The organism is Mesorhizobium sp. M0437 (assembly GCF_040321335.1).
In the GTDB taxonomy this organism is placed as follows: domain Bacteria; phylum Pseudomonadota; class Alphaproteobacteria; order Rhizobiales; family Rhizobiaceae; genus Mesorhizobium.
Genome location: NZ_JAMYRK010000106.1, coordinates 1 through 11417, shown reverse-complemented (window position 1 = coordinate 11417; position 11417 = coordinate 1). Strand labels below are relative to the sequence as shown.

General features: G+C 59.5%; 12 protein-coding genes and 3 pseudogenes. 9 read left to right on the top strand and 6 right to left on the bottom strand.

The genetic code is table 11. The features are described 5' to 3' along the window. A pseudogene (locus NKI72_RS32575) lies at positions 1-120 on the top strand (transcriptional regulator); the annotation flags it as partial. A 233-nt stretch (positions 121-353) separates the two neighbouring features. Here NKI72_RS32575 and NKI72_RS32570 read toward each other — a convergent pair. Then, the gene (locus NKI72_RS32570) at positions 354-1277 is read right to left on the bottom strand and encodes a glycoside hydrolase family protein (protein ID WP_352851967.1); all 924 of its coding nucleotides are present in this window, start codon (positions 1275-1277) and stop codon (positions 354-356) included. A gap of 398 nt (positions 1278-1675) precedes the next feature. Between NKI72_RS32570 and NKI72_RS32565 the strand changes: the two genes are divergently transcribed. Both NKI72_RS32565 and glf read left to right on the top strand, forming a co-directional pair. Further along, a complete protein-coding gene (locus NKI72_RS32565; RefSeq protein WP_352851966.1) occupies positions 1676-2848 on the top strand; it encodes a glycosyltransferase family protein in 1173 nt (390 codons plus the stop codon). Positions 2849-2850: 2 nt separating this feature from the next. Then, entirely contained in the window at positions 2851-3993 is a 1143-nt protein-coding gene (gene glf / locus NKI72_RS32560) for a UDP-galactopyranose mutase (protein WP_352851969.1), read from the top strand. Between the two features lie 136 nt (positions 3994-4129). Here the strand turns inward: glf and NKI72_RS32555 are convergent, their stop codons facing one another. The 4 genes and pseudogenes from NKI72_RS32555 to NKI72_RS32540 all read right to left on the bottom strand — a co-directional run. Beyond that, on the bottom strand, positions 4130-5296 hold the full coding sequence (locus NKI72_RS32555; RefSeq protein WP_352851964.1) for a glycoside hydrolase family 1 protein: 1167 nt from the start codon (positions 5294-5296) through the stop codon (positions 4130-4132). Between the two features lie 200 nt (positions 5297-5496). Continuing rightward, on the bottom strand, positions 5497-6021 hold the full coding sequence (locus NKI72_RS32550) for a YciE/YciF ferroxidase family protein (protein WP_352833044.1): 525 nt from the start codon (positions 6019-6021) through the stop codon (positions 5497-5499). 330 nt (positions 6022-6351) lie between these two features. Further along, a pseudogene (locus tag NKI72_RS32545) lies at positions 6352-6831 on the bottom strand (transposase); the annotation flags it as partial. Further along, a pseudogene (locus tag NKI72_RS32540) lies at positions 6765-7005 on the bottom strand (phage integrase N-terminal SAM-like domain-containing protein); the annotation flags it as partial. The pseudogenes NKI72_RS32545 and NKI72_RS32540, both read right to left, overlap by 67 nt. 143 nt (positions 7006-7148) lie before the next feature. On the opposite strand from NKI72_RS32540, the gene NKI72_RS32535 reads away from it, so the two are divergent. From NKI72_RS32535 to NKI72_RS32515, 5 genes are all read left to right on the top strand, one after another. Further along, entirely contained in the window at positions 7149-7352 is a 204-nt protein-coding gene (locus NKI72_RS32535) for a hypothetical protein (RefSeq protein WP_352833031.1), read from the top strand. 35 nt (positions 7353-7387) lie between these two features. After that, positions 7388-7537, top strand: coding sequence for a hypothetical protein (locus NKI72_RS32530; RefSeq protein ID WP_352851963.1), 150 nt, complete (start codon positions 7388-7390; stop codon positions 7535-7537). 185 nt (positions 7538-7722) lie between these two features. Then, entirely contained in the window at positions 7723-7887 is a 165-nt protein-coding gene (locus NKI72_RS32525; protein ID WP_352851962.1) for a hypothetical protein, read from the top strand. Between the two features lie 270 nt (positions 7888-8157). Further along, complete coding sequence (locus NKI72_RS32520) at positions 8158-8670, top strand: DUF2231 domain-containing protein (protein WP_352833042.1); 513 nt, start codon at positions 8158-8160, stop codon at positions 8668-8670. Then, positions 8633-9040 carry an SDR family NAD(P)-dependent oxidoreductase gene (locus NKI72_RS32515; protein WP_352833030.1) on the top strand — a complete coding sequence of 136 codons (408 nt, stop codon included), beginning with the start codon at positions 8633-8635 and terminating at the stop codon, positions 9038-9040. The genes NKI72_RS32520 and NKI72_RS32515 overlap by 38 nt, the downstream gene beginning before the upstream one ends. Positions 9041-9395: 355 nt before the next feature. Here the strand turns inward: NKI72_RS32515 and NKI72_RS32510 are convergent, their stop codons facing one another. Beyond that, the gene (locus NKI72_RS32510; protein ID WP_352833027.1) at positions 9396-9779 is read right to left on the bottom strand and encodes a hypothetical protein; all 384 of its coding nucleotides are present in this window, start codon (positions 9777-9779) and stop codon (positions 9396-9398) included. 1169 nt (positions 9780-10948) lie between these two features. Here NKI72_RS32510 and NKI72_RS32505 point away from each other — a divergent pair. After that, positions 10949-11275 (top strand): sugar ABC transporter substrate-binding protein, encoded by a 327-nt coding sequence (locus NKI72_RS32505; RefSeq protein WP_352851961.1) that lies wholly within the window; start codon positions 10949-10951, stop codon positions 11273-11275. Positions 11276-11417 lie beyond the last annotated feature (142 nt).

Genomic DNA, 11417 nt, shown 5'->3' with positions numbered 1-11417 from the left:
TCAATCCGCGTCCGTATCGGCGTCAAGGACGACGCCAAGCGCCCCGGCGGGATCAATATTTTCGGCAAGGGCTTTGGAAATTACGATCAGGACATTGTGCTCAGGATCAAAACCGCGTGAATCGACTGGCCGCGTTGCTGCGCTCAGTTACAGTTCATTGCTAGGTTAGGCTTGCAGCTGTCACCGCCGTCCATGAGGCGACCGGCTTGCCTGACGTGTATAGATCCCTCGTCGCAAGCTTTGCCCACTGGCTGCGAATCGCCTGCTACCCTCAATCACCAGTACAAAGCGATCCGTCCCACCAACCAACAGCCAGGGCATCCTCCGTTCCGGCAAATGCCGGAACTTACCATCTAGGCAACTCTCGAAAGTATATGCCGATCCAGGTCACACTTAGCCAACCCGAACCGCCAGCGATGGTTCGTAGCCTCACGCCTGCTCTGGTAGAACAAGGTCAGTTGCCGGCCGTCGATCATCACCGTCGAATGGCCATTCTCGCCGGGCTCACCAGGATCAAGGACGGGGCCGACAGAGACATAAGGACCCACTACCCTATCGGCGATAGCAAAGAAAACGCGTTGACGGCTTCCACGGGGGCCGTCGGGGAGGAAACAGGTGGCGTTGAGAAGCACACGACCGTCCGGCAGCTCGACGAGCTGCGCGCCTTCGATCCCCCATTCGTAGTCGGGGTGCTCGCGCGCATTGTGATGCGGCACGTCGAGATGATCGAGTATCTTGCCGAGACGTTTCCATGGCCCGAACCAGGAATCGGATTGGCTGCGCGCCAGATAGACATCAGGCTGGGGCACCCTGGTGAACTTGGGCATGCCTGAATAGACGATATAGCGCTTGCCGTCGACGATTGCCGGATGGGGATCGTAGATGCCGTCCTCATCGGTGTCGGGCAGCGACAATATCGCCGGATTGAGCACCACCCAATGAAAGCCGTCATTGGAGACCGCGTGCTCGCAACGTCCGCCGGACTTCATGAATTCGGTCTGGATGAACATATGGAAGACGCCGCACTCATGAATGACGCCGGGCGCTGCAACCCCCGATCCGGCTATAGGCAAGACGGTCGGCGCGTGCTCTGTCCAGGGCCCGTAGAGATCCGGCGCCGTGGCGTGGAGAATCTTCCAGCTTTCGGTCGTGACCGTACCGCTTGAGCCGAAGACGTGCCAGAGCGTGCCGTCGAAAACGGGACAAGGGTCCTTCAGGTCATCCACGACCTGCGGGTGAAACAATGGAAAGACGTTGGTTTCAAAGTCGATCTTCATTCGCCAGCCATCCCTCGATTCGTCTCGGTCTCCATTAAATGAACCACCGGCGCGACTCAGATAAACCGATTCCAAGCGTATTTATAGCTCCGCCGATGAACGGTTGTTGAACGATAGAAGGATTTCAACCGCTCTGTGGCAAAGGGCCACATTTGGAGAGCCCGACCTGACGCGAGGGGCCTCATCATGTGGATCAATGGGGGCGGCCGGCTCGCCCCTTCTGTGTTGAGCCATCGCAAGTGGAGCGGACGGCTGGTCTCGCCTGAACAGTTTTGCAGCTGTGGAACAACTTACTGGGATGGAAGTTATATAGAAGGCTGCGAACTTCATGTCAAAGCTGCCTCGATTGACTTTTCGTTAATCGAGGCATTTTCTAACTATATCGAAGGATAATCTACATGGAAATGGCGGCGGGCCGGCCCAAAACACGAAAAATCGCTGTACAACCGTCTATTTTAATTTGCTTTTCACACCTCCGATGGAACTTCGTATATCAGAGACCACAACACATTCTAACCCTGGCGTCAAAACAGCAACAGCTAATTTACTTCGAAGAGCCGATCTTCGATGAGAGGCGCCACCCTTCGATGCGGGTGCACAATATTACCCCGACGATCAGAATAGTGACGCCGTTGATCCCAGTTGGTACCTCCGCGACCAGGGCGGACGCGATCCAGCGCAGGTTCGTCGATCAGATCCTCGCCTCCACGCCGCATGACCGATTGACGACCTGGTATTACACGCCCATGGCGCTACGCTTCAGCGATCACCTCTCCTGTGACGTCTGCGTCTACGACTGCATGGATGAACTCTCCGCGTTCAAAGACGCTCCCGCAGAGTTGACGCAGTTGGAAAAGGCGCTGTTGCAGCGTGCCGATGTCGTCTTCACGGGCGGGCAGAGCCTCTACGAGGCCAAGCGCAGCTTGCATCGGGCGATCTTTCCCTTCCCGAGCAGCATCGACGTTACCCATTTCCATCAGGCTAGGGCGCCAGGTGAGGACCCGTTCGATCAGGCCGACATACCTCACCCGAGGGTGGGGTACTTCGGGGTCATCGACGAACGGCTCGACCTTGAACTTATCGCGCAGGCGGCTGCGGCAATGCCAGACGTGCATTTTGTCATGCTCGGCCCTGTCGTCAAGATCGATCGAGCGAGCCTTCCCACGGCAGGCAACCTGCATTGGCTGGGCGGCAAGTCCTATGCAGACCTGCCGAACTATCTCAGGCATTGGAGTGCCGGGTGGATGCCGTTCGCGCTCAACGAAGCGACCCGCTACATCAGCCCGACCAAGACTCCCGAGTTTCTTGCGGCAGGACTGCCGGTGTTGTCCACGGCGATCGTCGACGTTGTGCGTACCTACGGGGTCGAAGGCCTTGTCGAGATTGTCGAGGCGGAGGACATCGAGGCCAAGCTTCGCTCGATCCTGGCCCACCCCCGCGATTTCCTGGTGAAGAAGGCCGACGGCTACCTCGCCGACATGTCCTGGGAGAAGACCTGGAGCGCGATGGCTGCCCACATCGAGCGCGCCCATGCGATGAAGAGCGTCGTCCCATTCCTGAGGAGGGCGTGAGCGTGTTCGACTGGTTGATCGTAGGGGCCGGTTTCGCCGGCAGTGTGCTGGCCGAGCGTATCGCATCGCAACGGCAGGAAAGCGTCCTGATTATAGACCGACGAAATCACGTCGGCGGCAATGCCTATGACTGCTACGACGAGGCGGGAATACTAATTCACCGTTACGGGCCTCACATCTTTCACACCAACGCCCAATCGATCGTCGACTATCTGTCGCAATTCACGCAATGGCGGCCTTACGAACATCGCGTGCTGTCGCTGGTCGATGGAAAGCTGCTGCCGATACCGATTAATCTCGACACCATAAACCGCCTCTACGGCCTTGAATTGACGTCCGAGCAGCTGCAGGACTTCTTCGCTTTCCGACGCGAAACGGTCAAAGAAGTCCGCACCGCCGAGGACGTCGTGGTGAGCACAGTAGGCAGAGAGCTCTACGAGAAATTCTTCCGCGGCTACACGAGGAAGCAGTGGGGTGTCGACCCTTCCCAGTTGAGCAAGTCAGTGACGGCGCGAGTCCCGACCCGGACCGATCGCGACGATCGGTATTTTGGCGACAGCTTTCAGAACATGCCGGCAGGCGGGTATACGCGCATGTTTCAGCGCATGCTGGATCACCCTAAGATCAAGATCATGCTGCAGACCGACTACCGCGAAATTCGCGACAAGATCCCCTTCCAGCGGATGATCTATACCGGTCCGATCGACGAGTATTTCGACTGGAAGCTTGGTCGCTTGCCCTACCGTTCGCTGCGCTTTGAGCACACGACGCTTGATTGCGAGCAGTTTCAACCGGTCGCCGTCGTCAACTATCCGCAGACGGAGAAATACACACGGATCACCGAGTACAAGCATCTGACCGGTCAGCAGAGTCCGAAGACCAGCCTCACCTACGAATACCCCACCGACGTCGGAGATCCTTATTACCCGGTGCCGCGGGCCGAAAACGAGGCTTTGTACAAACGATACGAAGCTTTGGCCGCGGCGTGTCCGGAGGTCTGGTTCGTCGGACGTCTTGCAACATATCGCTATTACAATATGGATCAGGTGGTCGGCCAGGCATTGGCTACGTTCGGGCGCATTCAGACACGCCTGCCAGCAAACGGGATGCTCGTCACGCCGACGCAGCGCGAGGCGGCCGAGTGAATGATGCGCCGGCCTGACCGGCGTCGGGCGACCCACGGCCAAAGAGGCCCATGTTTCTCGGCTTCTCGGCGAACAGCTCTAGATATGCTGTGCTGTTGATGCAGCTGAAAAGCGCGCACTGTTCGTATCAGCGAGCCTAAGGCGCCCTTGCTTGTTGTTCCTCAAACGCCAAGAACGATTGGCGCTGGCGCTCCAACTCGTCCGCAAGTGGCTTGCGAACAGTGCGCGAGCCGTCCGCATGAATGGTGGAGAACAAGCCGACTTCGGCGTGGCGCGAATTGTCCCAACCTGGGTAGGCCGTCACCGGGTACAGGCATATACCCTGAACAGGTGCACCGAGGCTCGTCGCGTCGCGCACTTCGTCGCAAACGTAGTGAAGCCAGGCTGGCCGGCCTGAACCTTCGGCGCCGGTCTCGGCGATGAACATCGGCTTCTTGTATCGCTCGGCGACCTCGACCAGCATTTCCGAAAGTGCACGGTATTCGTGGTGCCCCATCGGTATCGTTGGGCCATTCAAGTACCATTGGTTGTGCGGATAGAAGTTGAGGCCGATGACGTCCACAACGTCCTCGCTGCCGCCCAACTCCGGTTCCACGCGCCCGATCAGCATGTCATACGCCTCGAATTGGCCCTGGCGAGCATTTTCGGCGCGCCGCCGCTCGGGGTGAGTACGGTCACGAGGAGCAATATGGATCAGCGGTTCAGCCCAGATGAACCTGCAGCCGGGTTCGGCCTCCCGCATGGCCCTCACGCCGGCGACCGCTGCCCTGACAAGGTGTCGTTTGAACCATCCACGCTTGTTCGGCCCGACGCGGGGGAAATAGCCGACCTCCACCGCCCATGCAAAAAACGAAATCTCGTTGATCGGGCACACCAGGGGAGCCACCCCGGTTGCGGAGCGATGAACCCGAACAGCTTCCGCGGCGAAACGGACGTAGGCCTTGATAAACCCCGGACCACCTTGGTCGATATGGTCTGGCGAGCCATAGTGGAAGATATCCCAGATAATCTGCACCCCGGCCGCCTGGGCTGCTTCGATCGCCGACGTCCAACTCGACCAGTCGAAGACTCCGGGCGCCGTTTCAATCAGGTGCCAGCGCAAGCCGTCGCGGATCGTGCGAAGCCCAAGCTCGGCACAACGGCGATAGTCGCCATGTGCATGGATGTCATGTGAGGTCGCGCGGATCAGATCAAGACGGGCCCCGTCGGCGCGCCTGTGGGAGGAACACTCGAAACCAGCCATGAAAAAGCTGTCGAACCCGGAAGAGCCTGCCGTGGGCCGACGAGCGGTATCCTCGTTCATACCAACATCCTGTCGCCCAAGACGTGCGCAAGTGATCGCATTCGCAGTCCCCATTGTCAGTTCCGGTGGCTAGTCGAAACCGGTCGGCTACCAACCACGTCGACGGCTCGGCGGCCTATACGCGTGTGCCAGGATTGGCGAATACAACCAAGCTCCAATCTCGTCTGCCTTGGCCGCGGTCGCGTCGAGTCGATCCGAAGTTATGCGGCCTGTTGCATCGCCCGTTCGTTGACGCCTGCTTCGCCTAGTCGGGTGAGCGCCTCATCGGTTGCTTTTTCTTCCTTGAGCGTCTGTTCGAGTAGCGGGACTGCGTCTTTCAGACCAAGTAAGCCGGCCCATGTGACAAGAGTTCCGTAGCGCGCTATTTCATAATGTTCGACGGACTGGGCTGCAGCCACGAGACCCGCGTCCAATGCCGGAGCCTCCTGGAACTCCTCCAAAATCTCTTGTCCTTCTTCGATGATGCCGTCGATCGCCGGGCACGTTTTCCCTTGGACTCTCTTGCCAAACGCGTCGAAAACTTGCTGCAGACGCTCAATCTGACCCTCTGTCTCGTCACGATGTTTTTCGAACGCCGCCTTCAACTCTTCGGACTCCGCGCCCTTTGCCATTTTCCGGAGGGCCGTCAGAATCTTGCGTTCGGCGTAGTAGATGTCTTTCAGACCATCATAGAAAAGGTCTTCCAAGCCCTTGGAGCTGCCCTGAGAGCTTTTTTTCGTCGCCATTGTCATCTCCTCTTTCATTTCTATCGACGCATGCATGGCTCTAACTGGACCAGTCTCTTGTTGTTCCTTCGGCCACGGCACACCGGCAGCCAGCAGCGAGCGACGGTCGGGTTGACCCCTGATTCTAGTCCGCCGCGTCAGCAGCGGCTTGAGCATCTCGGCTCCGCGTCCATTGCGGACGTTCCGGAACGAGGATCACGTATTGATTGGGAGACAAGTGAGGAGCTATCGCGCTGCCTCTCGGATTAGCGGCGCGAGGGTGCGGGCAAAGGTCCGCTGCGAAAAATCCGGCCGAAGGACTCGATGACAGCGGAAATCCTTCAGGCAGACGCTCATTTGGCAGATGGTTTCCAGCGTCATGTGTCTAGCGCGCTGCACGGCCCATTCGTCGTTCTGTTCGAGCAGGATCGCGCCAACCAGGCGGACGATGGCGTCATCATTTGGGAAGATGCCGACGACCTCGGTGCGCCGCTTGATCTCGTCGTTGAGGCTCTCGATCGGGTTGGATCGAGTGCAGCTTGGCGCGGTGCTCCTTGGGGAAAGTCATTTAGGCAAGCATATCGGGCTCGGCGTCGTCCATGATGGTGGCGAGCTTCGGGACCTTGGGCCGGATCTGATCAGCCACGGCGCGCCATTGCGTGCTCGCGACCTCGGGCGTTTCCTGGGCGAAGGCGCTGGCGATGAAAGCGGAAACGACGCAGCGCCCTTGCCGGCATGGGCCAGCACGTTCCTCATGAAGTGGACGTCACGCCGTAGAAAAACCGCAGCGCGCACACCGTCTGGTTCAGCGCCGGCCACGAGACTCCCGCCGAAACCAGATGGACCTGGGAGGCGCGGACGTCCTCCAGGCCGAGCCGGTCCGGTGAGCGGTCGAAATAGCGCGAAAATTGGTCACCGCGTGCAGGATCGCTGGGTAGCCGGCGACAGATTGCGGATCGTCATGTCCTCGATCATTCGTCGGCGAAGAGGGCTCAACTGGGCCATCTCAAACTCCTGTTCTCAAGATTGCGCTTCAACAGCCGCAATCTTTCAAATCAGAAGCGTCATCCGCAAACCTACGCACCAAATGACGCGTCAGCGGCTTCGTTCAATCCGGAGTCTTCTCCACGGGCGCGCGCAGGTTCATCATGTCATCGGTCATCGATGGTTCCTTCGAATCGGGTTGTGTCAGCAAACCCCACTTTACCGGCGAACTTTCGATGACCAACGCAAAGCCACTCGCTAACAGCGCCATCGAGGGCGCGCTCGCGAGCGGCTTCGGTACCGCCGAGCTACACCACCTGCAGGGATGCGACCGCTCGTTCTTAACTCCCGTCGCCGAATGGGATTAGTTGCGCAGCATATTCATCCGGCGTGGGAGGATCACATGCCGATCCACCGAAAAGCCGAAGAGGCGGGCGTCTTCTATCCATCTGAACTAGCGCTGCTGGGCCGCGTGTTCGACCGGCTCAAGTCCGACGCTCTATCTGACAGCGACGCGAAGCGCTGGCGTCCCGGATCATTGCAAATTACATAGCCGGACTAGTGGACGAGGAAGAACTTCTGTCGAGGCTTCCCGGCAGGCGCTTGGACGGTCCTGAGCGAATCCCCTGGCTAGAATTGGTCCGAAAGCGTACAATAGCAAATCGTTAGCAACACAACATGGCCGCTGCGCTTGGGGGCGACTATCGCACTCTTGGGCCCGACACCAGGCACAATGTAATGGCGGAAGAACAAGCACGGCCCGGCCTGAAACCTGAAATCGTCAGCGAACTCGCGCGAGAGTCAGGCGCATCCGAACATCAGATACGCGAGATAGTGTCGCTGGTCGGCTTCGATCGCGGCTCAATCCTGAGGGAAGCTCGTCTCCTCAAAAACAACAGGTAGGGCCGGCGCTTTGCACGGCGTCGGCGGCATCATCGTCGAGACCCGGCCTACGTCAGCCCACCGCGCGAACGCAGCACGTTCTGACAGGCCGCAGGATCGGCATTTCCAAGGCCGCCGAGGCCGAATGGCGGTTCGGCTGCGCGGCTCGGAATATTTAAGTCGCAGGTTTTAATCCTGCGCATCGCGCCGCTGAGAACAACTCTCGATAGCGCTGATCGAAGCTGTTCGCGCCGGATTGGAACCCCCGGGCCGCCTTCAACGTTGTTTGGCATGGCTGACGATCGCGCAAATCATCTGCTGGGCGTTGCAACCACCGCAAAGATCGGCAGCCATCCGATTCACCCCATGCTCATCCCTTTCCCGATCGCATTGCTCGTATCGGTATTCCTGTCGGATTTAGTGTTCTGGTCGACCGGCAATGCATTCTGGGCCGAAGCATCCTTCTGGCTGCTCGGCTTTGCCCTTTTGATGAGCGCTGCCGCGGCGCTGGCCGGCTTTGCCGATTTTCTTGGAAATTCAAGGGTGCGGTCCATCAATGCCGCGTGGCACCATATGGTCGGCAACGTCGTGGCCGTGGTGCTGGCGCTGGCCAGCTTCATCCTGCGCCTAAGTGCCGGTGCCGCCGAGGGCGCCTTGCCCTGGGGCCTGGCGCTGTCCACGATTGTCGTTCTGCTACTCCTTTATACCGGCTGGAAAGGCGGAACGCTTGTCTACGAGCACAGGGTAGGGATGCATCCCGAACAAGGTGAGGAGCTCAACTCTCGCTCGGAACGATCCCGATAGGGTTTTGACGAATGGCCGACGTGCTGGGAGCCGTCGTGGTGGTCACCGGCGCCTCCAGCGGCATCGGCAGAGCGACCGTTCTGGGTTTTGCGCGCAAGGCGCACGGCTGGTGCTGGTCTCAAGAAACGCGGACGCACTCGACAAGGTCGCCAAGGAGTGTGCCGGCTTGGGCGGTGAGGCGCTGACCTTTGCCGCGGATATGGCGGGCGATGCGGCCGTGGAGCGAATGCGCAGCTTTGCCGTGTCGCGTTTCGGCAGGATCGACGTGTGGGTGAATTGCGCCGCTTTTCGGCCGATTCGAGGAAATGCCGCCGCATGTGTGATCAGGACGTTTCTGGTGGATGACGCCGGTACTGAACAAAGGCTGTGACGAGTCCGATGCGGTGAGTGGAAGAGGCCCGCCGGCTTACCCAGCCGCCTTGGGGTGCAACCTGTAGTGAATGGACCAGACGACGATCTTGCCGTCCTGAATGACGAAACTGTCGGCGCCCTCAGCGGTCGAACCTGGACGAAGTTGCCGAGCAGATCAGCAGTGTATAGGGACCGCGGACCTGTTTTGCGATGTAGTTGAACTCACCTCGACGCAACTGCTCGCGGAAGCCAAGCGGATATCGACGCTGCCTGAAAACTTACGCGCAAGCGCTCCACACTTTCGTGGCGGCGCCTTGTCGATCGCCCTGAGCAAGCCAAGCACCCCTTCTCTATCCTATAGTATTCGTCTTCGACTATTGCTCCGGAACGGCAGAGGTTTGCGGACGATTTCGTGCTGCTTCGGCAATTTCCGGGATGTATTTCGTCGCGGTGCAGCTTCGGTTCACATTGGAGCGTGCGTCGAATACCTCTTTCTCGCAGACCCGCTTGGCGAGCTCGATAGGCACATGAACTGCCAGAGGCACTTCCACCTCGGAAATTCCAAGCTCCCGTGCGATCTGCTGTTTCACTTCGTGCCTGCCAAGCGAAACGTCGACGCCGACATCCTCGGCATCTTCGGTTGTCGATGATGCGCCTTGCCCCGGAGGATCTTGCTGCTCGGTCTGAGCAAATGACTCCACGGCAAAGAGTTGCAACGCGAACACGGCGAGGGGCAAAACTGGTTGGAACACTCTCATGCCTGGCTCCTGCAGGTGCCTTTAGCAACGGCAAAGTATGTAAACCGTTCCAGAGGCGGGGATGGCGCGCTCAGCGGCAGTCGAGGCGGGTTTTTCTGCGCTCAACGATGCGGAGCTGATCGATCGCAGTACCCGCGGGAGAACCAGACCGTGCTTTGCCAGAGCGCGACGCGGCCTCAGATTAATGTGACGACGCAGACATTCTGTTGGGTTACACCCGAAGATGCTTCAATCCTCCGCGAAGGCCGCCTCATCGGCTGGTGGAGAGCCCTCTTTGTTCACTGCGCTATGCGCCGCGTCAGGAATCTAGGCATTGCTGAACTGCCCAGACACCCGACACGAGAAGTATGCAAATTGGTGGAAAATTCCCGGAAGCGGCTCATTTTCGACAATCGCCAGCACCCCATCAGCTGACCGTGCCAATCGGAGTCACTCCCGAACATGAGCTACTCGAAGCAGCCGGCATCTTTGCGAAGGGCAGGGAGGAAGGCGGAATTAGCAGAGCTCGGCCAGAGTACAGGCTAAATGAGATCGACTGGTCGTCGTCGAGGCCGTCGAAGTCAACGGGCTGGGCCAAGCGGACACGACTGGCGAAGAGATCGTGCCCAGCAGAGCGTGAGGGGTCGCGACGCCACGACCGATGCCCGTCGAGCCGAGACACTCGCGGTCGAACAGACCACGGAGAACCATCTGCTCATCAAAGCCCAGTTGTCCGCGCAATCCTAATCGCGATTTTTGTCAAGGCTGATTGCTTTCCTTTACTCGTAAGGTCAAGCGAAATGTCCTTTTCTGACAAGATGGGGCAGATCATCAGAGTTAACCTCAATGTGGATCCCAAACGGGATCGCAAAGGGGCGTGCAGCCGCACTGCTTAGGCAGCGCAGAATTCACCGTCGGATAAGTGGGTCCTGGCTGTCCCGGACGCAAAGCCAGGGCCTTCTCGCGTCCGGACCAATGGCCCGGTTTGAGGCGTTTAGGCTCTCGCGGGAGAAGGCGTATTTCCGGCTTCAAGTGGGGCGCCTGGGTGACAAGATCGGTATCCTGCAAGGCGTTCCCGGGGTGCCGGCTCTGGATGACCGGGTCACGGGCATGATGGAGGGATTGGGCGACGTCAAGTCGATGTCGTCGGCAAGGGCGCAACCAACTGCACGCTGGAACTTGGCACGTCAGTGACCGAAGACATCCTCACCGCCAATCCCGATCTCAAGGCGATCTACTCGGCCTGCGGTCCGCCGATCCCTGGCGCCGTCAAGTCGATCAGCAATTCCGGCATTGCCAACGACAACCTCATAGTGGTCGGCTTCGACGCGTGCTGCGGTGAGATCGAAGCGATCAAGTCGGGAGCGGAGGACGCCAGCGTAGCTCAATTTCCAGCGAAAATGGGTGAGCTTGGCATCGACACCGTCGTCAAGGCCATCCGCGGGGAACCCGTCGAGGCCAATGTGGATACCGGCGCCGGACTGGTGACGCTGCAGAACGTCAAGGACTTCGAGTGATCCACCAGCGGGGGGGGGGGGGGGGGGGCGGGCGCGCCGCGGGGGGGGGGGCGGCGCCCGGGGGCGGCGTTTGCAGTTGGGCGGCTCCCCCACGCCGGCCGCCACCCGCCCCCTCGGGGGGGCGGCCCCCCGCGGCCAGGAT

What these genes read in the sequence shown, in the direction of transcription:
- NKI72_RS32570 (WP_352851967.1), bottom strand. Translation starts at nt 1,277, where the DNA reads ATGAAGATCGACTTTGAAACCAACGTCTTTCCATTGTTTCACCCGCAG.
- NKI72_RS32565 (WP_352851966.1), top strand. Translation starts at nt 1,676, where the DNA reads ATGGAAATGGCGGCGGGCCGGCCCAAAACACGAAAAATCGCTGTACAA.
- NKI72_RS32555 (WP_352851964.1), bottom strand. Translation starts at nt 5,296, where the DNA reads ATGAACGAGGATACCGCTCGTCGGCCCACGGCAGGCTCTTCCGGGTTC.
- NKI72_RS32550 (WP_352833044.1), bottom strand. Translation starts at nt 6,021, where the DNA reads ATGGCGACGAAAAAAAGCTCTCAGGGCAGCTCCAAGGGCTTGGAAGAC.
- NKI72_RS32535 (WP_352833031.1), top strand. Translation starts at nt 7,149, where the DNA reads ATGTCATCGGTCATCGATGGTTCCTTCGAATCGGGTTGTGTCAGCAAA.
- NKI72_RS32530 (WP_352851963.1), top strand. Translation starts at nt 7,388, where the DNA reads ATGCCGATCCACCGAAAAGCCGAAGAGGCGGGCGTCTTCTATCCATCT.
- NKI72_RS32525 (WP_352851962.1), top strand. Translation starts at nt 7,723, where the DNA reads ATGGCGGAAGAACAAGCACGGCCCGGCCTGAAACCTGAAATCGTCAGC.
- NKI72_RS32520 (WP_352833042.1), top strand. Translation starts at nt 8,158, where the DNA reads ATGGCTGACGATCGCGCAAATCATCTGCTGGGCGTTGCAACCACCGCA.
- NKI72_RS32510 (WP_352833027.1), bottom strand. Translation starts at nt 9,779, where the DNA reads ATGAGAGTGTTCCAACCAGTTTTGCCCCTCGCCGTGTTCGCGTTGCAA.